Origin of the sequence: Streptomyces sp. NPDC048696 (assembly GCF_043198895.1) — a bacterium.
Taxonomy (GTDB): Bacteria; Actinomycetota; Actinomycetes; order Streptomycetales; family Streptomycetaceae; genus Streptomyces.
In genome coordinates this window covers 122,613-146,092 of sequence record NZ_JBICVJ010000016.1, presented here as the reverse complement: position 1 = coordinate 146,092, position 23,480 = coordinate 122,613, and the positions used below count along the sequence as shown (strand labels likewise).

At 72.3% G+C, this 23,480-nt stretch carries 19 protein-coding genes; 10 read left to right on the top strand and 9 right to left on the bottom strand.

All coding sequences use genetic code 11. The annotated features are described in order from the left end of the window. Positions 1 to 4: 4 nt before the first annotated feature. Positions 5 to 1,345: a 6-phospho-beta-glucosidase gene (locus ACGFRG_RS29370; protein ID WP_393268725.1), complete on the top strand. Its 1,341-nt coding sequence runs from the start codon at positions 5 to 7 to the stop codon at positions 1,343 to 1,345. Between the two features lie 65 nt (positions 1,346 to 1,410). Here ACGFRG_RS29370 and ACGFRG_RS29365 read toward each other — a convergent pair whose 3' ends face one another. The 6 genes from ACGFRG_RS29365 to ACGFRG_RS29340 form a co-directional block, all read right to left on the bottom strand. After that, positions 1,411 to 1,590, bottom strand: coding sequence for a hypothetical protein (locus ACGFRG_RS29365; protein WP_361429496.1), 180 nt, complete (start codon positions 1,588 to 1,590; stop codon positions 1,411 to 1,413). Positions 1,591 to 1,717: 127 nt separating this feature from the next. Beyond that, positions 1,718 to 2,674, bottom strand: coding sequence for an alpha/beta fold hydrolase (locus ACGFRG_RS29360; protein WP_393268722.1), 957 nt, complete (start codon positions 2,672 to 2,674; stop codon positions 1,718 to 1,720). After that, the gene (locus ACGFRG_RS29355; RefSeq protein ID WP_361429500.1) at positions 2,671 to 3,129 is read right to left on the bottom strand and encodes a phage holin family protein; all 459 of its coding nucleotides are present in this window, start codon (positions 3,127 to 3,129) and stop codon (positions 2,671 to 2,673) included. Before ACGFRG_RS29355 ends, ACGFRG_RS29360 begins: the two co-directional genes overlap by 4 nt. A 74-nt stretch (positions 3,130 to 3,203) precedes the next feature. After that, on the bottom strand, positions 3,204 to 4,667 hold the full coding sequence (nhaA, locus tag ACGFRG_RS29350) for a Na+/H+ antiporter NhaA (protein ID WP_393268719.1): 1,464 nt from the start codon (positions 4,665 to 4,667) through the stop codon (positions 3,204 to 3,206). Between the two features lie 859 nt (positions 4,668 to 5,526). After that, positions 5,527 to 7,482 carry an acetate--CoA ligase gene (gene acs, locus ACGFRG_RS29345; protein ID WP_393268717.1) on the bottom strand — a complete coding sequence of 652 codons (1,956 nt, stop codon included), beginning with the start codon at positions 7,480 to 7,482 and terminating at the stop codon, positions 5,527 to 5,529. A 305-nt stretch (positions 7,483 to 7,787) separates the two neighbouring features. After that, positions 7,788 to 10,202 carry a bifunctional SulP family inorganic anion transporter/carbonic anhydrase gene (locus tag ACGFRG_RS29340; RefSeq protein WP_393268714.1) on the bottom strand — a complete coding sequence of 805 codons (2,415 nt, stop codon included), beginning with the start codon at positions 10,200 to 10,202 and terminating at the stop codon, positions 7,788 to 7,790. A 314-nt stretch (positions 10,203 to 10,516) separates the two neighbouring features. Here ACGFRG_RS29340 and ACGFRG_RS29335 point away from each other — a divergent pair, with 314 nt between their 5' ends. Further along, complete coding sequence (locus ACGFRG_RS29335; RefSeq protein WP_361429573.1) at positions 10,517 to 11,809, top strand: hypothetical protein; 1,293 nt, start codon at positions 10,517 to 10,519, stop codon at positions 11,807 to 11,809. A 66-nt stretch (positions 11,810 to 11,875) separates the two neighbouring features. Here the strand turns inward: ACGFRG_RS29335 and ACGFRG_RS29330 are convergent, their stop codons facing one another. Next, entirely contained in the window at positions 11,876 to 12,862 is a 987-nt protein-coding gene (locus ACGFRG_RS29330) for an ATP-binding protein (RefSeq protein ID WP_361429508.1), read from the bottom strand. Between the two features lie 102 nt (positions 12,863 to 12,964). Between ACGFRG_RS29330 and ACGFRG_RS29325 the strand changes: the two genes are divergently transcribed. Continuing rightward, positions 12,965 to 13,792, top strand: a complete 828-nt coding sequence (locus tag ACGFRG_RS29325) for an oxidoreductase (RefSeq protein WP_393268710.1) — start codon at positions 12,965 to 12,967, stop codon at positions 13,790 to 13,792. 449 nt (positions 13,793 to 14,241) lie between these two features. On the opposite strand, the gene ACGFRG_RS29320 is transcribed toward ACGFRG_RS29325, so the two are convergent. Further along, positions 14,242 to 15,078, bottom strand: a complete 837-nt coding sequence (locus ACGFRG_RS29320; RefSeq protein WP_393268708.1) for an HAD family hydrolase — start codon at positions 15,076 to 15,078, stop codon at positions 14,242 to 14,244. Positions 15,079 to 15,523: 445 nt separating this feature from the next. On the opposite strand from ACGFRG_RS29320, the gene ssd reads away from it, so the two are divergent. From ssd to ACGFRG_RS29285, 7 genes are all read left to right on the top strand, one after another. After that, a complete protein-coding gene (ssd, locus tag ACGFRG_RS29315) occupies positions 15,524 to 16,627 on the top strand; it encodes a septum site-determining protein Ssd (RefSeq protein WP_393268704.1) in 1,104 nt (367 codons plus the stop codon). Continuing rightward, positions 16,624 to 17,820: a TadA family conjugal transfer-associated ATPase gene (locus tag ACGFRG_RS29310; RefSeq protein WP_393268702.1), complete on the top strand. Its 1,197-nt coding sequence runs from the start codon at positions 16,624 to 16,626 to the stop codon at positions 17,818 to 17,820. The genes ssd and ACGFRG_RS29310 overlap by 4 nt, the downstream gene beginning before the upstream one ends. Positions 17,821 to 17,831: 11 nt before the next feature. Further along, positions 17,832 to 18,695, top strand: coding sequence for a type II secretion system F family protein (locus ACGFRG_RS29305; protein WP_361429516.1), 864 nt, complete (start codon positions 17,832 to 17,834; stop codon positions 18,693 to 18,695). 131 nt (positions 18,696 to 18,826) lie between these two features. After that, positions 18,827 to 19,621 carry a type II secretion system F family protein gene (locus tag ACGFRG_RS29300; RefSeq protein WP_393268804.1) on the top strand — a complete coding sequence of 265 codons (795 nt, stop codon included), beginning with the start codon at positions 18,827 to 18,829 and terminating at the stop codon, positions 19,619 to 19,621. A 195-nt stretch (positions 19,622 to 19,816) separates the two neighbouring features. Continuing rightward, positions 19,817 to 20,005 (top strand): DUF4244 domain-containing protein, encoded by a 189-nt coding sequence (locus tag ACGFRG_RS29295; protein ID WP_361429520.1) that lies wholly within the window; start codon positions 19,817 to 19,819, stop codon positions 20,003 to 20,005. A gap of 52 nt (positions 20,006 to 20,057) precedes the next feature. Further along, positions 20,058 to 20,387, top strand: a complete 330-nt coding sequence (locus ACGFRG_RS29290) for a TadE family type IV pilus minor pilin (RefSeq protein WP_393268698.1) — start codon at positions 20,058 to 20,060, stop codon at positions 20,385 to 20,387. Positions 20,388 to 20,395: 8 nt separating this feature from the next. Next, positions 20,396 to 21,001 (top strand): Rv3654c family TadE-like protein, encoded by a 606-nt coding sequence (locus ACGFRG_RS29285; RefSeq protein WP_393268695.1) that lies wholly within the window; start codon positions 20,396 to 20,398, stop codon positions 20,999 to 21,001. Here the strand turns inward: ACGFRG_RS29285 and ACGFRG_RS29280 are convergent. Next, a complete protein-coding gene (locus tag ACGFRG_RS29280) occupies positions 20,913 to 23,420 on the bottom strand; it encodes a DEAD/DEAH box helicase (RefSeq protein ID WP_361429524.1) in 2,508 nt (835 codons plus the stop codon). The genes ACGFRG_RS29285 and ACGFRG_RS29280 overlap by 89 nt on opposite strands. Positions 23,421 to 23,480: the final 60 nt, after the last annotated feature.

Below are 23,480 nucleotides of genomic sequence, written 5' to 3'. Positions count from 1 at the left end.
CGGAATGCGACTGACGATCCTCGGCGGCGGCGGTTTCCGCGTCCCGCTGGTGTACGGCGCCCTGCTGCGCGACCACGCGCCCGGCCGGGTCGACGAGGTCACGCTGTACGACGTGGACGCGGCCCGCCTCGCCGCCATCGCCAAGGTCCTCGCCGACCAGGCGCGCGACGTCCCGGACGCGCCCGCCGTGCGCGCCACCACCGACCTCGACGAGGCGCTGACCGGCGCCGACTTCGTCTTCTCCGCGATCCGCGTCGGCGGCCTCGCGGGCCGGGCGGCCGACGAGCGCGTGGCGCTGGCCGAGGGGGTCCTGGGCCAGGAGACGGTCGGCGCGGGCGGCATCGCGTACGGGCTGCGGACCGTGCCCGTGGCCGACGCCGTCGCCCGCCGCGTCAAGGCGCTCGCCCCGGACGCCTGGGTCATCAACTTCACCAACCCGGCCGGTCTCGTCACCGAGGCCATGGCCCGCCACCTGGGCGAACGCGTCATCGGCATCTGCGACTCGCCGGTGGGCCTGGCCCGCCGCGTGGCCCGCACGGTCGGCGCCGACCCCGACGCCGTACGCCTGGACTACGCGGGTCTCAACCACCTGGGCTGGCTGCACGGTCTGTACGAGGGCGAACAGGACGTACTGCCGCGCCTGTTCGCCGACGACAAGCTGCTGACCTCGTTCGAGGAGGGCCGCCTCTTCGGCGCCGAGTGGCTGCGCTCGCTCGGCTCGGTGCCCAACGAGTACCTGCACTACTACTACTTCAACCGCGAGGCCGTGGCCGCGTATCAGCAGGCCGAGCGCACCCGCGGCGCGTTCCTCCTCGACCAGCAGGCGCGTTTCTACGCCACGGTGGCCGACGGCACGCACGCGTGGGACGCGTGGGACCGTACACGGGCCGAGCGCGAGGCCACGTACATGTCCGAGAACCGGGAGGTCTCGGGCGCGGGCGAGCGCGCCGCCGACGACCTGGAGTCGGGCGGGTACGAGAACGTCGCCCTCGCGCTGATGCGGGCCATCGCGCGCGACGAGGCGGCGACGCTGATCCTGAACGTGCGCAACGGCGCGTCCCTCGACGCCTTCGACGCCGAGGCCGTCGTCGAGATCCCGTGCCGAGTCGACGCGGCAGGGCCGCGCCCGCTGCCCGTCACCCAGCTGAGCGGCCATGAGGCGGGCCTGGTCAGCGCGGTGAAGGCGGTCGAGCGGTGCGTCCTGGAAGCGGCCGACAGCGGGTCCGCGCGGACGGCGGTCAAGGCGTTCGCCCTGCATCCGCTGGTCGACTCGGTCCAGGTCGCCCGACGGCTCCTGGACGGCTACCGCGCGGCCCATCCGGGCCTCGCCTATCTGCGCCCGTAAGCCCCGTCGCCCACGCCCTGCCGCGCACGCCCTCGTTGCGTACGCCCTCGTTGCGTACGCTCTCGTTACGTACGCGTATGGCGCAGCCGGGCCGAGACCCAGCGGGCCCGGCGGCGGAGGATACGCGGAATCCCGAGTTGGGGATCATGGCCCTGACCTTGCGGGCCGCCCCTCTCGTACGAAATCGGCGCGGTGGCCGAGCGGCGGTTGCGTGCTGCGTCACCGTAGTCGTGCGTCCAGCCCATACCCCGACGTCTGCCCGTGCCCCAAGGTCGGTAACCGCCTCTCGGGGGGCCAATTGGCCTATGCGCCGGGCATTTGGCTGTTCGTCAGACAACTGTTCCTGTCCGCTCACGGGAACGTTTGGCCGAATCAGCGGTCGGGTTCGGGATCCTTCAGCCAGTTGACCAGTTCGGTCGAGAACGCCACCGGGTCCTCCTCGTGGGGGAAGTGCCCGAGGCCGTCGAACAGCCGCCAGCGGTACGGCGCTTCGACGTACTCGCCGGAGCCCGCCGCGCTGCGGGTGCGCATCACCAGGTCGAGTGAACCGTGCAGATGCAGCGTCGGCACCCGTACCGGACGCTTCATCCGGCGGTTGAACTGGATGCCGTCCGGCCGTGCCATCGACCGCACCATCCAGCGGTACGGCTCGATCGAGCAGTGCGCGGTCGACGGAATGGTCATCGCGCGCCGGTAGACCTCCACCGCGTCGTCCTCCGGCGCCACCGGACCCGACCACTCCCGCATCAGCCGCCCCACCAGCGCCGCGTCGTCCGCGACGAGCTGACGCTCCGGCACCCACGGCCGCTGGAAGCCCCAGACGTACGAGCCCGCCCGCGACTGCGAGACGTCGGAGAGCATCGCCGAGCGCCAGCGCCTCGGGTGCGGCATCGACGACACGGCCAGCCGGCGCACCAGCTTGGGCCGCATCACGGCCGCCGTCCACGCCAGATAGCCGCCCAGGTCGTGCCCGACGAGCGCCGCGTCCGGCTCGCCGAGCGACCGTACGACCCCGGTGATGTCCAGCGCGAGGTTGGCCGGGTCGTAGCCCCGGGGGGTGCGGTCGCTGCCGCCGACGCCCCGCAGGTCCATGGCGACCGCCCGGAAGCCGGCGTCGGCGAGCGCCGTCAGCTGGTGGCGCCAGGTCCACCAGAACTGCGGGAAGCCGTGGAGCAGCAGTACCAGGGGCCCGTCGCCCAGCTCCGCGATGTGGAAGCGCGCACCGTTGGCGGCCACGTCCCGGTGCGTCCAGGGGCCGTCGATGCGGACGGGGCTGCCGTTGCCGCCGGGACTGCCTGTGGCGCCGTTACCGGTATCGGGTGCGGTCATGCAGACGAGCGTGCCACAGCGGGGGCCGCTTCCGTGACCGGGCGCGGATGCGGCTTGACGCTCCCGAGCACCGAGGCCGTCTGCTTGGCCGAGGCGATGGACTTCTCCGGCGGCTTGACCTTCTTGAACTTGGTCACCGCCAGCAGCGCGAGCAGCCCCGCGAGCAGCAGATACGCCCCGCCCACGATCAGGAACGACCAGGCGAGCCCCAGCCCCAGGTTGTGGATCCCGTACGCCGCCGCGAAGCTCAGCACCGGCAGCGAGAACAGGACGAACACGCCCGCGGTACTGATGGCGAGGCCACCGATCGCGCCGCGCTTGACGTCCTGGCGCAGCTCCGCCTTGGCGAGGGCGATCTCGTCGTGCACCAGCGCGGACATCTCGGCGGTCGCCGAGGCGACCAGCTGGCCGAGACTGCGCTCGGCGCCGCCGGCGGTGTTGCTGGGGTCGCTCATTCGCTGACTCCCTCTCCTCTTCTGCGGTCCCGTCGTCCCGGGTCCGGATGTCGTGCTCCGGCCCAGATGTCAGATCATGCCGGACGGCCGCCCTCGTCGCTTCCCGCCCCCGCCAGTTGCGCCAGGCGGCGGTGCTCGGCGGCCTTCTCCTCGTGGATCGCGGCCATCCGCAGGTGGTAGGCCGGATTGCCCTGTTCGTACACGTCGGGGATGCCGTCGTGGTCCTCGTCGCGCTCCTCCTCGGCCACCAGCGCCTGGTACCGCTTCACGCGCAGCTTCAGCAGCACTGTCGCGAGGGCCGCAGCGATCAACGACCCCATGAGAACGGCGGCCTTGATCTCGTCGGTCAGCGCCCCGGCGCCGTCGAAGGCCAGCTCGCCGATGAGCAGGGAGACCGTGAAGCCGATCCCGGCGAGGGTGGCCACGGCGAACACATCCGGCCAGGCGAGGTCCTCGTTGAGCTCCGCCTTGGTGAACCGCGCGGCGCACCACGTACCGCCGAAGATGCCCACCGCCTTGCCGACCACCAGACCGAGCACCACGCCCAGCGTCTCCGGCCTGGTGAAGACGTCGGCGAGCGCCCCGCCGGTGACCCCTACCCCGGCCGACATCAGCGCGAACAGCGGTACGGCGAGTCCGGCGGACAGCGGCCGCACCAGGTGCTCGATGTGCTCGCCGGGCGAGTGCTCCTCGCCCTCGCGCCGGGTGCAGCGCAGCATCAGGCCCATGGCGACGCCCGCGATGGTGGAGTGGACGCCGCTGTTGTACATCAGCCCCCAGATGACCAGCGCCAGCGGTACGTACACGTACCAGCCGCGTACGCCCTTGCGCAGCAGCAGCCAGAAGACGGCGAGGCCGACGACGGACCCGCCGAGCGCGGCGAAGTCGATCTCCTTGGTGAAGAAGACGGCGATGATCAGAATGGCGAAAAGGTCGTCGACGACGGCGAGCGTGAGCAGGAACGCGCGCAGGGCGCTGGGCAGCGAGGTCCCGATGACGGCGAGCACGGCGAGCGCGAACGCGATGTCGGTGGCGGTCGGCACCGCCCAGCCGTCCATCGACCCGCCGCCCACGGTGTTGACCAGCCCGTAGACGAGCGCCGGCACGGCCATACCGCAGATCGCGGCGATCACGGGCAGCGCGGCGGCCTTGGGATCCCGCAGCTCCCCGGCGACCAGCTCGCGCTTGAGCTCGATCCCGGCGACGAAGAAGAAGACGGCGAGCAGCCCGTCGGCGGCCCAGTGCTGGAGCGAGAGATCCAGCCCGAGAGCCCCGATCCCGACATGGAAGTCCCGGACGGCGGCGTAACTCCCACCCAGGGTGTTGGCCCAGATCAGCGCGGCGACGGCGGCCACGAGCAGCAGCACACCACCGACGGTCTCGGCCCGCAGCGCATCCGCGACGAAGTTCCGCTCGGGCAACGAGAGCCGCCCCAGAAACTTCCGGCCACGGCCGTTGTCGCTGCCGGTGCTGTCATTACGGGATACGGGCGCGGCCACAGGGGACGACCTCCGGTCGGTTCGGCGGACATGACTCATCACATTGCCGACCAGACTTCCCGGCGCACCTGGGTCCCACGAACGGATCCCTCTCCCGAACCCGCGTCGTACGGTCCCCCTCTCGGGGGATCTCTCTTGTCGCGCCATTGACGCGATCCTTACTTTACCTAACTCTTTACGCGGCCGCAGGGATGAATCCGGCGATCTTCACTTTATGGGCAAGCGAGGGGTGGGGCGCGGGGGCGGAGCCCTCTCGGGATGAGGGGGTGGCGGCGTAGGGGCCGAAGGCCTTGTCGAGGTGCGGGGGTGGCGGGGTGGGGGCCGAAGGCCTGTCGGGGTGCTGGGGTACGGGGCGGAGCCACGAAGCGGGGTGCTGCCGGGGCCCAGGGGGGCGGAGCCCCGAGGGGGTGCAGGGGGCACCCCGGCCTCCCCACCCACCCTCGGCCGGGGTCCGGCGCGGAGCCCGAGGCGGGGTACAGCCCAGCCTCCCCGCCCATCCCTCCCCTCAGCGCTGTGATCGGGCGCCGAGCCTGGGCGGGGTGCGGGGGCGGCAGGCCCCGCGTCGGGGTGCGGGGGCGCAGCCTGGCCTCCCCACCCACCCTCGGCCGGGGTCCGGCGCGGAGCCCGGGCGGGGTGCGGGGGCGCAGCCTGGCCTCCCCACCCACCCTCGGCCGGGGTCCGGCGCCGGGCCCGGGCGGGGTTCAGGGGCCGCAGGCCCCGCTGGGGTGCAGGGGCGCAGCCCCGCTCGGGGCCGGGGGCGAAGCCCCCGGGAAACGCTCCTCAGCCCCCACCCACCCCCGGAGGGTTCAGGGAAGGGGTGGGGTGGGGTGGGGAAAAACTCCGGAGGCCCGGCCACGCACACCGCGCAGCCAGGCCTCCACCACACCCCCAGAGCGCGTCAGTCCTCGCTGGACGCGCTCGGCAGCTTCGTCTGGATGAGGTCCATCACGGACGAGTCCGTGAGCGTCGTGACATCCCCCAGCTCCCGATTCTCGGCAACATCCCGCAGCAACCGCCGCATGATCTTCCCCGACCGGGTCTTCGGCAGCTCCGCCACCGGCAGCACCCGCTTCGGCTTGGCGATCGGCCCCAACGTGGCCCCGACGTGCGCCCGAAGCTCCTCCACCAGCCCGTCCGACTCCGCCGCCGAACCCCGAAGGATCACGAAGGCCACGATCGCCTGCCCGGTCGTCTCGTCGGCCGCACCGACCACCGCCGCCTCGGCGACCGACGGGTGCGAGACGAGCGCCGACTCGACCTCGGTCGTCGAGATGTTGTGCCCGGACACCAGCATCACGTCGTCGACGCGCCCGAGCAGCCAGACGTCCCCGTCGTCGTCCTTCTTCGCCCCGTCACCGGCGAAGTACTTGCCCTCGAACCGCGACCAGTACGTATCGATGAACCGCTGGTCGTCGCCCCAGATCGTGCGCAGCATCGACGGCCACGGCTGGGTGAGGACCAGATAGCCGCCACCCCCGTTCGGCACCTCGCGCGCCTCGTCGTCGACGACGGTCGCCGAGATGCCCGGCAGCGCGCGCTGCGCGGAACCCGGCTTCGTCTCGGTCACCCCCGGCAGCGGCGAGATCATCATCGCCCCGGTCTCGGTCTGCCACCAGGTGTCCACGATCGGGCAGTTGTCGGCCCCGATGTGCTTGCGGTACCAGATCCACGCCTCGGGGTTGATCGGCTCGCCCACCGACCCCAGCACCCGCAGCGACGACAGGTCGAACTTCGCGGGGATGTCGTCGCCCCACTTCATGAATGTACGGATCGCCGTCGGCGCCGTGTACAGGATCGTCACCCCGTACTTCTGCACGATCTCCCAGAACCGCCCCTGGTGCGGGGTGTCCGGGGTGCCCTCGTACATGACCTGCGTCGCGCCGTTCGCCAGCGGCCCGTAGACGATGTACGAGTGGCCGGTCACCCAGCCGATGTCGGCGGTGCACCAGTACACATCGGTCTCGGGCTTGAGGTCGAAGACCGCGTGGTGCGTGTACGCGGCCTGCGTCAGATAGCCGCCCGACGTGTGCAGGATGCCCTTCGGCTTCCCCGTCGTCCCGGACGTGTACAGGATGAACAGCGGGTGCTCCGCGTCGAACGCCTGCGGGGCGTGCTCGGCGGACTGCCGCCCGACGATGTCGTCCCACCACACGTCCCGGCCCTCGGTGAACGCGGTCTCCTGCCCCGTACGCCGCACCACCAGCACATGCTCGACCTGCGGGCACTTCGCCACGGCCTCGTCGATCGCGGGCTTCAGCGCGGACGGCTTGCCCCGGCGGTAACCGCCGTCGGCCGTGATGACCAGCTTGGCGTCGGCGTCCTGGATACGGGAGGCGACGGCGTCGGCCGAGAAGCCACCGAAGACCACGGAGTGCGCCGCGCCGATCCGCGCGCAGGCGAGCATCGCGACGGCCGCCTCGGGGATCATCGGCATGTACACCGCGACCCGGTCACCGGCCCGGACACCCAGCTCGGTAAGGGCGTTGGCGGCCCGCGAGACCTCGTCCTTCAGCTCCGCGTAGGTGATGGCGCGGCTGTCACCCGGCTCGCCCTCGAAGTGGATGGCCACCCGGTCACCGTGGCCGGCCTCGACGTGCCGGTCCACGCAGTTGTACGCGACATTGAGCCGCCCGTCGGCGAACCACTTCGCGAACGGCGGGTTCGACCAGTCCAGCGTCTCGGTCGGCTCGGTGGCCCAGGTCAGGCGCCGGGCCTGCTCGGCCCAGAACCCCAGCCTGTCCGCCTCGGCCCGCTCGTACGCCTCCGCCGTCACGTTGGCGTTCGCGGCCAGCTCGGCCGGCGGTGCGAACCGCCGGTCCTCCTTGAGCAGGTTGGCCAGGCTTTCGTTGCTCACGACATCTCCCTTTCCCAGGGCGTCCTATGTGCCTATGTGTCCCGGGCCATAGCTCATCAGGCCAATCGCCGGGTGACAAGAGTCTCCCGAAAATTGGTTTAGACCTGTAAGCGTTCCGGATCGTCGGCGCGTCGTCAGACGTTCTCATGAACGCTCTCACGCACACACTCAGGCACGTTCTTTCGGACATTTCCCCGGACCGTTCGCCAGACGATCCCCCTGACATGGTTCCTGACATTGCCCCGGAAGTTTCCTGGGGTGTTCTCAGGACAGGGATGCCGTGGGCTGACGCGGATGCCGTGGGTTCAGACGTGCGACTGCGCCGGTGTCGTCGGCCCCACCCCCTCGAAGACCTCCTGGACGTCGTCGTACGCCAGCAAGTACGCCTGGGCCTCGGCCACATGGAAGTACATCCCGTGCAGCGTCAGCGTGCCCTCGGCGAGCCGCCGAGCCACCGATTCATGGCGGCGCAGATGCTCCAGCTGCTGCACCACATTGGTGAGGCAGAGCTGTTCGACCGCGTCGGCGGGCAGTCGTCCGGCGATCCGCACCCAGGAGTGCCTGCGGCTGGCCATCCGCTCCAGACTCGGCAGCCCGTGCCGCAGCCAGCGCCCCAGCGGCGTCTGCGGGGCGCCCGGCCGGGTGTTGAGGAGCGCCTGCATCGCGCCGCACCCGGAGTGTCCGCACACCGTGATGGACTCGACCCGCAGCACCTCCACCGCGTACTCGATCGCCGCCGCCACCGAATCGTCCGCGCTCTCCGTGCCGGGCGGGGGCACCAGGTTGCCCACGTTGCGCACCGTGAACAGATCGCCCGGGCCGCTGGACGTGATCATGCTGGTGACCAGCCGCGAGTCCGCACAGGTGAGGAAGAGCTGGGACGGCTTCTGCCCCTCCCGCGCCAGCCTCGCCAACTCGTCCCGCACCAGCGGCGCGGTGTTCCGCTGGAACGCGCTCAGCCCGCTGGCCAGTTGATGACCGTGCGACCGCTGCGCGGGCGCCTTGTCGTGGCAGTGGTGGTTGCGCCACGGCGTCCACGGCCGACAGCAGCCGTGCCCGCCTGTCGCGGCCTCGACGGTGTTCCCCCGAGCCTGGCCCGTGGCTTTCTCCCTGGCCCCCGGCTCGACCCGGTCGGCCGGGCCGAGCCGGGCGGCAGTCCCGTGGCGGGCGGGCGAGGCCCCGATCCCGGAGCGCCCGGTGATGCGCACCTCACCGCCCCGCGCGATGTGGGCGTCCTGCCAGCCCTGGAGCGCTTCGTAGGCCGCGTGGTCCATGAAGGACCCGTTCAACTCCACCACGGCGCTGGCCCCATGGGGCGCCTGGGTCAGTGCCCGGGTCAGCCTCGGCACGGCCAGGAACGTCAACTGGCCCCGGGCGCACACCAGATACGTCCCGTCGTCCAGCGGCCGCACCGTGATCCGGGTGCGCGTCAGCCGGTGCAGCGCGACCATGACGGCCACCGCGATCCCGATGGCCACGCCCTGGAGCACCCCGAACAGGAGCACCCCGGCCACCGTCGCCACGTACACCAGGAACTCGCGGTGCTTGTGGACGTTGCGGATGTGCGCGAAGGACACCATCTGGATGCCGACGACCATCACCAGTGCGGCGAGCGCGGCCAGCGGGATCCATTCCAGGACGGCCACGAGCAGCCCGGCGGCGAGCAGCACCCACACTCCGTGCAGCACGGTGGAGGCCCGGCCGACCGCTCCGGCCCGTACGTTGGCGCTGCCCCGCACCGCTCCTCCGGAGATCGGCATGCCGCCGAGCAGGCCGGAGACGGCGTTGGCGATGCCCTGCCCGCGCAGCTCCCGGTCGAGGTCGGCCCGGGGCGGCGCGGCGCCCGGCCGCTCGGCGGCGAGCCTGTCCACGGCGACGGCGGAGAGCAGCGACTCCAGGCTGGCGACGAGCGTCACCGTCAGCACGGCGGCGGCCAGCCCGGCCACCGGCCCCTGTGGCAGCTCGGGCAGTACATGCGCGTCCCAGGAGGGCAGTTGGACGCGCGCGACGCTCGGCGCGGCGACGGCGGCCACTCCGGTGGCGACCACCACACAGGCCAGCGCGGCCGGGACTCTGCGCACCGCCTTTCCGATCCGCCCCGGAAGGCGCGGCCAGGTGATGAGCACGGCGATGGTGAGCGCCCCGACGAGGGGTGCGGCAGGGCCGACCTTGGCCAGTTGGCCGGGCAGGGCAAGGGCGTTGTCGACGGCCGAGCTCTGCGGGGAGCCGCCCAGGACGATGTGCAGCTGGGCGAGCGCGATGGCGGCACCGATGCCGGCGAGGGTGCCGTGCACGATGGCGGGGCTCACCGCGAGCGCGGAGCGCGCGGTCTTGAGTGAGCCGAGTGCGATCTGGAGCAGACCCGCGAGAACGGTGATGGCGCAGGTGGTGCGCCAGCCGTAATTCTGGATCAACTCGGCCGTCACCACCGTGAGTCCGGCGGATGGGCCACTGACAAGGAGCGGTGAGCCGCCGAGCAGCCCGGCGACGATTCCGCCGACACCGGCGGCGATCAGGGAGGCTTCCAGCGGGGCGTCGATGGCGACGGCGAGACCGAGCGACATCGGCACGGCGAGCAGGAAGACGGTGACGGATGCGGACAGGTCACGGCCCGCGATCCGGAAGCGGCGGCGGCCTCCGGGGGGTGGCGGGCTGTGCGGGCGGTGCGTGCGATCGGTGTGAGTGAGGGGCTGGGTGCGGGTGGGGACGCAGGCAGACATGGTTCCCGTCTCCTCCGGGGCAGCGCGGTCGCGGATGTGGGGTCGCGGCCGTGGGTCACGGCGTGCAGCGGCGGGATTCTCAACTCTCGGTAAATGAATCGTAATGCAGAGTAAAGATCGATGCTGCGCAATCGCGGCAAATAGGGCAACGATTCACTCGTAACGGTGAATAAGCAGCTTTTCGTTCGGCACGTCGCGGCCTCTTCCCTCACGCTGCATGTCACTTTTGCGGCGATTTGATGGCTTTCAGCGCGAGAGATCTGCGGGTCTGCGGGTCTTCGGATCAGCTGATCTGCGAGGAAGAGGGTGGGCGGATGATGGCCGCCACGAAGAGGATCACCACCGGGGTCGTCGCCGCCGCGCTGGTCGCGGGGGCCGCCGGGTGTTCGGTGGGCAACCCCACCAAGGCGGGCTCTCACGGCGCAGGCCAGGCCGGCGCCGCCGCCCCGAAGAGCGCCGTACGTCTGATCGGGGACGGCTCCACCGCGTTCACCGGGCAGCAGCCCCATCTGCTCAAGCCCCGCAAGCTGGCGGCCGGTCAGCAGCCGCCGCAGTTCGTGGTGTTCTCCTGGGACGGCGCGGGCGAGGACAGTCAGCGGCTGTTCTCCCACTTCCGCGAGGTCGGCAAGAAGTACAACGCGACCATGACGTACTTCCTCAGCGGCGTGTACCTGCTCCCGGAGGAGAAGCGCGAGCTCTACACCGCGCCCAAGCACTCCCCGGGCAGCAGCGACATCGGCTTCAACGACCTCAAGGGGATCAAGGACACCGTCACCCAGCTGCGCGACGCGTGGCAGGAGGGCAACGAGATCGGCACCCACTTCAACGGCCACTTCTGCGGTAACGACGGCGGCGTCGGCACCTGGTCGGTGGACGAGTGGAAGAGCGAGATCGCGCAGGCCAAGTCCTTTGTGAAGAACTGGAAGTCGCACTCCGGCCTCAAGTCGGAGGCGCCGCTTCCGTTCGACTACGACAAGGAGCTCATCGGCGGCCGCACGCCCTGCCTGGAGGGCCGCAAGAACTTCGTGCGGGCCGCCGGCGAACTCGGCTGGCGCTATGACACCAGCGCCGTCGACGACCAGGTGTGGCCCAAGAAGAACGACAACGGCGTCTGGGACCTGTCGATGCAGCTGGTCCCCGTCCCGGGCCGGGGCTTCCAGACGTTGTCGATGGACTACAACTTCTACATGAACCAGTCGAACGCGATGACCGGTGAGGCCGACCAGTTCGACTACTGGGGCAACCAGATGCGCGACGGCCTGCTCCAGGCCTTCGACCGCTCGTACAACGGAAACCGCGCCCCGCTGATCATCGGCAACCACTTCGAGTCCTGGAACGGCGGCACCTATATGCGGGCCGTCGAGGACACGATCAAGACGGTCTGCGTCAAGCGTGACGTCCACTGTGTGTCGTTCCGTCAGCTCGCCGACTGGCTGGACGCCCAGGACCCGTCGACACTCGACAAGTTCCGTCAGTTGAAGGTCGGCGAGGCGCCGAAGGGCGGCTGGACGGCCTTCCTGGCCGCCCAGCCCGCCGTACCGGCCGTGCCCGTCCAGCCGGTCAAGCCGCAGCAGCAGCCGGGCCTCAAGCAGGCCGCGGCGCACTGACCGGCTGACAGGCCGCGGCGCACTGACCGGCTGGCCGGTCGGGAGCCGGCCCGCGCCGGGGAGCTGTCAGCTCGGCTGCGGAACCGCCAGTTCCTCGTTGAGGACGAAGACGGGGTCGACCTGCGCCGCCAGGTCGGCGCCCGTCTTCGCGTTCCCCCAGCTCTCCGCGTTCTTGAGATGGAAGTGCACCATCTGACGCGTGTACCGCTCCCAATCGCGGTGTTCGTACGAGTCGTCCGCCGCGTCCTGGAGCGCCTGCAGGGCGAGGCGGTTGTCCGCCTCCAGGAGCTCGAAGCGCGGCGGGCGACCCTTCTCCATCGCGCGCACCCAGTCGGAGTGGCCGACCGTGACCAGCAGGTCGTCGCCGACCTCGCCGCGCAGGAAGTCCAGGTCGTCCTGGCCCTGCACCTTGTTGCCCACGACCTTCAGCGCGACCCCGAAGTCGCGCGCGTAGTCCTTGTACTGGCGGTAGACGGACACGCCCTTGCGGGTCGGTTCGGCCACCAGGAAGGTCATGTCGAACCGGGTGAACATGCCGGAGGCGAAGGAGTCGGAGCCCGCCGTCATATCGACGACCACGTACTCGTCCGGGCCGTCCACCAGGTGGTTCAGGCACAGCTCGACCGCTCCGACCTTCGAGTGGTAGCAGGCCACCCCCAGGTCGGAGTCGGTGAACGGGCCGGTGGCCATCAGCCGGATGTCCCCGTCGTCCAGCACGACCCGCCGCGCGCACGCCTCGTACACCGGGTTGGACTCGCGGATCCGCAGCAGCCGTGAGCCCCGGCCGGGGGGCGTGGTCTTGATCATGGTCTCGGCGGAGGCGATCCGGGGGTTGGTGCCGCGCAGGTAGTCCTTGATCAGCGGCAGGTGCGCGCCCAGCGCCGGCAGCGCCGCGGCCTCCGCGTCGTCGAGCCCGAGCGCGGCTCCCAGGTGCTGGTTGATGTCGGCGTCGACGGCCAGGACGGCGGCTTCGTTGGCGGTGAGGTGACGGATGAAGAGCGAGGACAGCGTGGTCTTTCCGCTGCCGCCCTTGCCCACGAAAGCGATCTTCATGTTCACCAACGGTAATCGCATCGCTGCGGAAAGTAGGGGTATCGAGTGAAGAAGACCACTCGAAGGTGGGGTGTGGGCCCGGGGCGCGTAGCCTCCCTACTTATGAGTACGAACGCCTCGTCGGCCGCCGATCCGCTTGTCGCCCTGGGCTCGCTGCCGGGGGTACCGGACGCCGTGGACTCCGTACGCAAAGCCGTCGACCGGGTCTACGGCCACCGCGTCATGCGGCGTCGCAGCAACGAGATCACCTCGGAGGCGGCGCTGCGCGGGGCGCGCGCGAGCGCCGCGCTCTCCGGCGCCGACTGGGCGCTGGAGGAGGTGCGCCGGCGCACCGACTTCGGCTCGGAGTCCGAGGCCCGTACGGTCGGCGCGGCTCTGCGACTGACGGCGGAGGCCGGTCAGCTGCTCTCCATCTGGCGCCAGTCGCCCCTGCGGGTGCTCGCCCGGCTGCACCTGGTCGCGGCCGCCGACTCCGGCGACACGGTGGGCCGGCCCCGGCTGCACGGCGAGCCGGTGGACGAGCTGCTGATCGAACTGCCGGTTCCGGACGCGGACGAGGTGGCAGGCCGGCTGGAGGGCCTGTCCCAGCTGATCATCGCCGGATCCTCGGCCCCGGCGCTGGTCACCGCCGCTGTGGTGCACGGCGAGCTGCTGGCGCTGCGCCCGTTCGGCTCCTGCAACGGGCTGGTGGCGCGGGCCGCCGAGCGGATCGTGCTGATCGGCAGCGGCCTCGACCCGAAGGCGATCTGCCCGGCCGAGGTCGGCCATGCGGAGCAGGGGCGCGCGGCGTACGCGGCGGCGCTCGACGGCTATGTGTCGGGGACCCCCGAGGGCATGGCAGCCTGGATCACCTTCTGCGGCCGCTCGGTCGAGCTCGGCGTACGGGAGTCGACGGCGGTCTGCGAGGCGCTGCAGCGCGGAGCGGCCTAGGAGCCGGGGCGGGGGTCTGCGGCGCGGGCGCCATGAAAGGCAGCCTGCGAAGGCAGAGCCCACAAAGGGTTGCGGCGGTACCGGATCGGTACCGCCGCTGGCATGTCCACCGTGTTACCAAGCGTCCTCGATAGTTGCCCATCAGGTCGGGAACTTCTGCCCGTCACCTGGTGCGGCTGGCCCGTAATCGACGGGTCGACGTCGCGTGGGTGCTCGATGTTCATGCTCGGTCCGTGGGGCCGTGTTGCGTAGAAGGTGATCCTCTCGGATGTCCCAGGTCTCGCGGGCCGTTGCCTTATTTGTACTCCTGACCGCGGTGAAGCGGAACCCCTGGCTGCACTTCTTTACTTTTACCTTCAAACAGGACTAAACGGTCACGTCTGGTCGAGCGGCCGTATCCGGCGGTGTTCAGCGGTATCCGTGGGCCGGGCGCGCGCGGCCCACGCGAGTCAGCTCGCGGCGCCCGCGCGGCGACGGCTCGCGTACCAGACGAGCCCGGCGGTGGCGGCCGCCGCTCCGACGGCCGCCGCCGCGACCAGTGCCGGGCGGGGCGGCATGGAGATCGCGGGGAGCCGCTGCTTGAGCCGAACGGGTCGGTTAAAGACGAGAACAGGCCAATCCCGAATGGCCGCTTCGCGCCTTAGCGCCCGGTCCGGGTTGACCGCGAAGGGGTGGCCCACCGATTCCAGCATCGGCACATCGGTTGCCGAGTCGCTGTACGCGTAGCAGCGCGCCAGGTCGTACCCCTCGGACGCGGCGAGCTCCTTGACCGCCTCCGCCTTGGTGGGGCCGTAGGCGTAGTACTCGATGTCTCCGGTGAAGCAGCCGTCCGGGCCGACGACCATACGGGTGGCCACCACGCGGTCGGCCCCGAGCAGCTCGCCGATCGGCTCGACGACCTCGGCGCCCGAGGTCGAGACGATCACGACGTCGCGGCCCGCGGTGTGGTGCTCCTCGATCAGGGAGGCGGCCTCGTCGTAGATGATCGGATCGATCAGATCGTGCAGGGTCTCGGCGACGATCTCCTTGACCTGCTGGACGTTCCAGCCCTTGCAGAGCGCCGACAGGTACTCGCGCATCCGCTCCATCTGATCGTGGTCCGCGCCACCGGCGAGGAACACGAACTGTGCGTACGCCGTGCGCAGCACGGCCCGGCGGTTGATGAGCCCTCCTTGATAGAAGGACTTGCTGAACGTGAGAGTCGACGACTTGGCAATGACTGTCTTGTCCAAGTCGAAGAAGGCGGCGGTCCGCGGCAAGGAGTGGTTTTCCACGAAGGCGAGCATAGGCGCCCACCATTCGGCGTACGCTGGGGCGTGTGGGTTTGCCTGAGAAGGCTCTCGGGTACACCATGGAAGTCACGGATCGTTCGCGACCGTGCTAACCCGGTCCGGCTCCTCCCCCCCCGAGTCGGCCGGAGAGACGACCCCCGCTCTCCCCCCCGGCGGGGGTCGTCGCATGTCCGGATGCATTTTCGGGTCCCGCGCATGATCATTCCCCCCTCTGTCGGGCCGCGATGGCTCCTCCCTCCGCATGGTCTGACTCGTCACGGAGCGTAACGGTTCCGGTGCGCTCTGGAAGTCACCGGTATAGGTGAACGGAATATTCACAACCGGCGAGTTATCCACAGCTTTTGACCAAGATCCACTTTATTTCCGGAACGCCTCCACCGTGATTCCAGTTCGCGAAGTCCGCGGACGCCTGGAATCGCAGTGAGAGGAGGCGGACATCATGGACGGACCCATGACGTCCGACCGGTCGGCGGGCGCGGAGGGGCGCCGCGCGAGGCCCCTGATCGTCACCGAGGACGAGGCGTTACTCGACGATCTGCTGCGGCTGTGCGCCGCCGCCGGCGCCGAGCCGGAGGTGCGCCACGCGGTCCCCGAGCGCAGTGCCGGATGGGAGAGCGCGCCCCTGATTCTGGTCGGGGACGACGCGGCGCCCCGGGTGCGCGGCGCCGCCCGAAGGCGCGGCGTACTGCTCGTCGGGCGGGACCAGGACGACCCCTGGGTGTGGCAGCTCGCGGTGGAGATCGGCGCCGACCATGTGCTGCGGCTGCCCGACGCGGAGCAGTGGCTCGTCGACCGGATCGCGGACGCGGCGGAGGGTGTGGGCCGCCAGGCGCTGACCGTCGGAGTGATCGGCGGGCGGGGCGGCGCCGGCGCGTCCACGCTGGCCTGCGCCCTCGCGGTGACGGCCGCCAAGGCCGGTCGGCGCACCATGCTGGTCGACGGCGACCCGCTGGGCGGCGGTCTGGACGTGCTGCTCGGGGGCGAGCAGGCCGAGGGCAGACGATGGCCGGATTTCGCCGCTTCCCGGGGCCGGGTCGCCGGGGGCGCCCTTGAGGAGTCCCTGCCCTGGCTGCACTCGCTGCGGGTGCTCAGCTGGGACCGGGGCGACTCGGTGGTGATCCCGGCCGAGGCGATGCGGGCGGTCCTCGCGGCCGCGCGCAGACGCGGCGGTGTGGTGGTCGTCGACCTGCCCAGGCGGGTGGACGACGCGGTGGCCGAGGCGCTCGCCCAGCTCGACCTCGGCCTGCTGGTCGTCCCCGGCGAACTGCGCGCGGTCGCCGCCGCCAACCGGGTCGCGTCCTCGGTCGGCATGGTCCTGCGGGACCTGCGCGCGGTGGTGCGCGGTCCGTACGCGGCGGGCCTCGACGAACAGTGGGTGGCGGCCGCGCTGGGCCTGCCCCTGGCAGGCGAACTGCCCATGGAGTACGGCCTCCTGGAGTCCCAGGAGAACGGGGCGCCGCCGGGCAGCCAGTCACGCGGACCCCTCTCCCGCTTCTGCACGGCCTTCTGGGAGCAGGCGCTGACGGGAGGTGCGGTCTCATGACTGCCGATGTGTCCCCGGACGGCACCGCGAGCGGGCTCGGAGGCTCGCCAGGGCCGCTCCTCGACGCGGTGCGCCGACGGCTCGCGGAGAGCGGCGCCGAGCCGACCCCCGCGCGCGTCGCGGCCGCGCTGCGGGCCCAGGGCCGGCTCCTCGGCGACGCGGAAGTGCTGGGCGGCGCCGAGCGGTTGCGTTCCGAGCTGGTCGGGACGGGGCCGCTGGAGCCTCTGCTCGCCGATCCCGCCGTCACCGACGTCCTGGTGTCCGCGCCCGACCGGGTGTGGGTGGACCGGGGCTCCGGACTGGAACTCACCGGGGTCCGCTTCACCGACACGGCCGCGGTGCGCAGACTGGCCCAGCGTCTCGCGGCGGTCGCGGGCAGGCGCCTCGACGACGCCCGGCCGTGGGTGGACGCGCGCCTGCCGGACGGGACGCGGATGCACGCGGTGCTCGCGCCGGTCGCCGTCGGGGCGGACTGTCTCTCCCTGCGGGTGGTGCGGCCCAGGGCGTTCTCGCTGGACGAACTGGTCGCCGCCGGGACGGTGCCGCCGGGCGGGGACGGGGTGCTGCGGGCGCTCATCGAGGCCCGGGTCTCGTTCCTGGTGAGCGGGGGCACGGGCACGGGCAAGACGACCCTGCTGTCCACCCTGCTCGGCCTGGTCGGCGAGCGCGAGCGGATCGTACTGGCGGAGGACTCGGCCGAGTTGAGGCCCGACCATCCGCATGTGGTGCGGCTGGAGTCGCGGCCCGCCAACCAGGAGGGCGCGGGACTGGTGACCCTGCGGGACCTGGTGCGCCAGGCCCTGCGGATGCGCCCGGACCGGCTCGTCGTGGGCGAGGTGCGCGGCGCCGAGGTCACCGATCTGCTGGCCGCGCTCAACACCGGGCACGAGGGCGGCTGCGGCACGGTGCACGCCAACACGGCCGCGGATGTGCCCACCCGCCTGGAGGCGCTGGGCACGGCGGCCGGGCTCGATCGGGCGGCCCTGCACAGCCAGTTGGCGGCGGCGCTGTCGGTGGTCCTCCATCTCGTACGGGACCGGGCCGGGCGGCGCCGGGTCGCCGAGGTGCGGGTGCTGGAGCGCGACGAGGCGGGACTGGTGGTCGCCGTCCCGGCGCTGCGCTGGGCCATGGGCGGCTTCGCGCAGGAGCGCGGCTGGGAACGGCTGCGGACGCTGCTCGGAGGTGCGTGGTGACGAACTGGACGGTGACGGACTCGACAGCGCTGGTCGCTCCGGCCTCGGCGGCGGCCGTGTGCGCCTTCGCGGCGGCCTGGCTCTCGGTGGGGCGGGACCAGGGACTGCGCAGGGCACGGCTGTTGCTCGTGGGGGCGGCGGTCGAGCCGGAGGAGCCGCTGTGGGGGCGGCTTCGGGAGCGGCTGCGCGGCCGGGCGCGTCCGGAATGGCTGTGCCTGCCGGTCGCGGTGATCGTGGCGGTGCTGGCGGACTCGGTGCTGCCGCTGGCCGCCGGAGTGCTGGCGGTGCCGCTGGTGGGGCGGTGGCTGCGGGCCCGGGAGCGCGAGCGGGCGAAGTGGCGGCGCGGCGACGAGGTGGTCGCGTGGTGCGGGGTGGTGGCCGGGGAGCTGCGGGCGGGACGCCAGCCGGGCCAGGCGCTGGCGGTGGCGGCGCGGGACACGCGAGCGCTGGGCGAGGCCGAGGCGCAGGTGCTGGCGGCGGCGAGGTTCGGCGGCGATGTCGCGTTGGAGCTGCGGGTGGCGGCCCGGGAGCCGGGTGCGGAAGGACTCGCCGGGGTGGCTGCGTGCTGGCAGGTGGCGGTCGACGGCGGCACGGGACTCGCGGCCGGCCTGGAGCGCCTGGAAGCCGCGTTACGTGCCGACCGGGAGCAACAGGAGGAGCTGCGTGCCCAGTTGACGGGCCCGCGCACCACGGCCGTGCTGCTGGCCCTGCTTCCGGTCCTCGGCCTGCTGCTCGGCACGGCGATGGGCGCGAGCCCGCTGCGCGTACTGCTGCACACCCCGGCCGGATTCGGCTGCCTGGTGGTGGCCGGGGCGCTGGAGATCGCGGGGCTGTGCTGGACGGCACGGATCGTCAGGACGGGGGAGAAGGGGTGAGCGGGGTGTGGGCGGCCGCCGCCGGGCCAGGGGGCGGCGGGGGTGCCGGACTCGTCGGCGCCGGGCTCGCGAGTGCCGGGCTCGCGGGCTCGGGTGAGGAAGTTCTGCGGGATGTTTTCCACAGGCTGGGGGTGGTGACGGCGATCGTTGCCCTGCTCCTGTGGACAGGGCTGGAGGCGGCAAGCCGCAAACGTGAACGGGCGGTCCGGCGAAGGGGCGCGGCCCTGCTGGCGGCGACCGGGGACGCGGCGCCGATGTCCAGGGGGCGGGGCCGGGCATGGGACCGGCTGCGGGTGTGGCTGCCCGGCCGGGAGTCGGGGCGGTCGATGCCGCTGCGGAACTGGATCGAGCCCCTGGGGGTCCTGGCCGGCGCGTACGTACTGATCGGCGGGGCGGCCGGGGCGCTGGCCGGGCTGGCGGGGGCGTACGGGGTGAGGCGCTGGGGGCGGCGCCGAAAGCCGGAGGGGCCGCGTGCCGGGTCCGGGGCGCCGGACCCCGAACTACCGCTCGCCGCCGACCTGCTGGCCGCCTGCCTCTCCGCCGGGGCCGGACCCCGCGAGGCGGCGGGCGCGGTCGGGGAGTCGCTGGACGGCCCGGTGGGACGGCGGCTGGCGCAGATCGCCGCGGAGTTGCGGCTGGGCGGCGAACCGGCCGAGGCGTGGGGGAGGTTGGGGGAGATACCGGGCGCGGCGGGGCTGGCCCGCTGTCTGGAGCGGGCCGGTTCGTCGGGGGCGCCCGCGGCGGGTCCGGTCGGGCGGGTGGCCGAGCGCTGCCGGGCCGAGCGGGCCCGGGAGACGGCGGCCCGGGCCAGACAGGCGGGCGTACTGATCACCGGCCCGCTGGGGCTCTGCTTCCTGCCCGCGTTTCTCGCGGCCGGGGTGGCCCCGGTGGTCATCGGCCTGGCGAGCGGGCTGCTCAAGCACTGAGCGGGGCGACGCGAACGGTCGCTCGAACGGGATACGCGACGGCAGTCCGCGGCGGGCAATCCACGGCGAGCACCCCCCCAGCGGGCGATTCACCGCACGCGAGCAACAACAGGCAAGCAAGCAACAGGCAAGCGAACAAGCAACAACAGGCAAGCGAACAAGCACTCCACAACACGAACCGACACGGGAGTTGAGATGAAGGCATGGATGTGGCGTGCCGCGCACGGGCTGCGCGGGGACGCCGGGATGACGACCAGTGAGTACGCCGTGGGAACGATCGCCGCGTGCGGCTTCGCGGCGGTGCTCTACAAGGTGGTGACGAGCGGGGCTGTTTCCTCGGCGCTCCAGTCGGTGGTGGAGAGGGCGCTCCATGTCCCGTTCTGAGGATGGGCGCGCCCATTCGGCCGAACCGGGCCGAGGAGCTGACCGGGGCTTTGTGACGGCCGAGGCGGCCGTGGCGATACCAGCGCTGGCGGTGTTCGCCCTGGCCCTGCTCTGGGCGGTGATGGCGGCCGCCGCGCAGATCGAGTGCGTGGACGCGGCCCGGGCGGGGGCGCGGGCGGCCGCGCGGTCCGAGGCCGAGGGCGCGGTGCTGGCAGCCGCGCGCTCGGCGGCGCCGGACGGGGCGCGGGTCACGCTCGACCGGAGCGGCGACCTGTGGCGCGTGCGGGTGGAGGCGCCGACGCCCGGTCCCGGCGCGCTGGCCCTCACGCTGAGGGCCGATGCCGCCGCCCTTGCCGAGGACACGGTCGGGGAGGAGCAATGAGGGCGGGGGTGCGCCGGGCACTGAGCGGATTCCGGAACCGCTGCCGGGGCCGTGATCCGGATCCGGCTCGGCGAACGCGCTGGCACCAGCCCTGGCACCAGCCCTGGCACTGGCCGTGGCACCAGTCCTGGCACCGGCTCTGGCGCTGGTCTTGGCGCCGGGAGCGGAACCGCCGCAGCCACCGCATCCTTCCCGGCTCCCGCCACCACGCTCGCCCCGGCCCCCGCCGCAACGACCAGGGCTTCGCGGCCGTCTGGGTGGCTGTCGCCGTCTCCGCGCTCTGTGTGGTGTTCGCGGGCGTCCTCGCGCTGGGGCAGGCCGTCGCGGCCCGGCACCGGGCGGGTGGCGCCGCGGACCTGGCCGCGCTGGCTGCGGCCGACCGGGCGCTGTGGGGCACGACCGACGCGTGCGGCGCGGCGGCCCGGGTCGCCGGTGCGCAGGGCGGCGAGGTGGTGCGGTGCGCGGTGACCGGGGAGATCGCCGATGTGACCGTACGGGCGAGGTTCGGCCCGTACGGCCCGGCGGTCAGGTCCCGGGCGGGCCCGGCGGCTCCGCCCCCGTACCGGCTCGCGGAACGGGCTCTGGGCCCGGGGCCTCCCGGAGCAGTTCGGTGAGCAGGCGCACCGCGCCCCGCTTGTGCAGGGGGTCGTTGCCGTTGCCGCACTTCGGGGACTGCACGCACGACGGGCAGCCCGCTTCGCACTCGCAGGAGGCGATGGCTTCGCGGGTCGCGGTCAGCCACTCCCGCGCGGTGTGGAAGGCGCGCTCGGCGAACCCGGCGCCGCCGGGGTGGCCGTCGTACACGAAGACCGTCGGCAGCAGGGTGTCCGGGTGGAGCGGGACCGAGACGCCGCCGATGTCCCAGCGGTCGCACGTGGCGAAGAGCGGCAGCATCCCGATGGAGGCGTGCTCGGCGGCGTGCAGGGCGCCGCCCAGGATCTCCGGGTTGATCCGGGCGGCGTCGAGCTGGTCCTCGGTGACCGTCCACCACACGGCCCGGGTGCGCAGTGTGCGCGGCGGCAGGTCCAGCTTGGACTCGCCGAGCACCTCGCCGGTGATGAGTTTGCGGCGCAGAAAGGAGACGACCTGGTTGGTGACCTCGACGGAGCCGTAGCAGAGGCGGCCGGCTCCCCATGGGATCTCGGTGTCGGTTTCGAGGACGGAGATGGAGGTGGTGTCCCGGGCGACAGTCGAATAGGGCGGATTGGCTTCCTCGACGAGGGCGGCGGAATCCTCCAGGTCCAGATGCTTCACCAGGTACGTACGGCCCTGGTGGAGGTGGACGGCGCCGTCGTGGACGGTGGTGTGGGCGGCGGACGCGTCGACCGTGCCGAGCAGCCGTCCCGTCGAGGCCTCGACGATCTGGACCGGGCGGCCCCCCTCGCCCCGGATGTCGGCGAGGTCGGCGGCCCGCTCGCGGCGGGTCCAGTGCCAGCCCGACGCCCGTCGCCGGAGCAGCTTCGCGGCCTCCAGCTGCGGCATGAGTCCGGGGCTCGCCGGGCCGAAGAGCTCAAGGTCGGCCTCGGTGAGCGGGAGTTCGGCGGCGGCCGCGCACAGGTGCGGGGCAAGGACGTAGGGGTTGTCCGGGTCGAGCACGGTCGACTCGACGGGCTGCTGGAACAGCGCCTCGGGGTGGTGGACGAGGTAGGTGTCCAGCGGGTCGTCGCGGGCGACCAGTACGGCCAGCGCGCCCTCGCCCGACCGTCCGGCCCGGCCCGCCTGCTGCCACAGGGAGGCCCGGGTGCCGGGGTAGCCGGAGATGATCACGGCGTCGAGGCCCGACACGTCGATGCCCAGTTCCAGGGCGGAGGTGGCGGCGAGGCCCAAGAGCTCCCCGGAGTGCAGGGCCTGCTCCAGGGCCCGGCGCTCCTCGGGGAGGTAGCCGCCCCGGTAGGCGGCGACCCGGCGGGCGAGGGCGCGGTCCACCTCGTACAGCCGTTCCTGGGCGATGACGGAGATCAGCTCGGCGCCGCGCCGGGAGCGTACGAAGGCGACCGTGCGTACGCCCTGGACGGCCAGGTCGGTGAGGAGGTCGGCGGTCTCGGCGGTGGCGGTGCGGCGTACCGGCGCGCCCTTCTCGCCGTGGAGGTCGGTGAGCGGCGGCTCCCACAGGGCGAAGACCAGTTCGCCGCGCGGGGAGGCGTCGTCGGAGACCTCGACGACGGGCAGGCCGGTGAGGCGGTGGGCGGCGACGGAGGGCTGCGCCGCCGTCGCGGAGGCGAGGAGGAAGACGGGATCGGCGCCGTAGCGGGCGCACAGGCGGCGAAGGCGGCGCAGGACCTGGGCGACATGGGAGCCGAAGACGCCCCGGTAGGTGTGGCACTCGTCGATGACGACGTAGCGCAGTGCGCGCAGGAAGGAGGACCACTTGGGGTGGGAGGGGAGTATGCCCCGGTGCAGCATGTCCGGATTGGTGAGGACGTAGTTGGCGTACTGGCGTACCCATTCGCGCTCCTCGACCGGGGTGTCGCCGTCGTAGACGGCGGGCCGGACCGCGTTGCCCAGGGGCGCCGCGAGGGCCTTCACCGAGCGGCGCTGGTCGGCCGCCAGGGCCTTGGTGGGGGCGAGGTAGAGGGCGGTGGCGCCGCGTCCGTTGGGGGCCTCGGAGCCGTCGAGCAGGGCGGTGAGGACGGGGGCGAGGTACGCCAAGGATTTGCCGGAGGCGGTGCCGGTGGCGATGACCACGGACTCGCCGTCCAGGGCGTGCTCGGCGGCGGCCGCCTGGTGGGCCCAGGGGTGCTCCACACCGGCCAGCTGAATGGCGTTGATCACTTCTGGGCGGATGCGGTGGGGCCAGACGGCATGGCGGCCCTCGCGCGGGGGCAAGTGCTCCGTATGAGTGATGCGCGCAGCCCGGTCCGCACCCGCGGCGAGCCGGTGCAGGACCGTGCCCGGGTCGGGTCGTTCACCCGTGCCCGTGGCGGGTGTTCTGGGGTGCTGATTCCTGGCCATCGGCACCGAGTGTGTCACTGGCGTGACGGACAATGGTCCGAAGGCGTCGTGCATGGCTGCTGGTAAGTGATTGAATGCCATCGCGGCTGGCGATCCGTTCTCTGGCTCCGCCGGGGAGACTCAGGGGGCGGCCGCTCGATA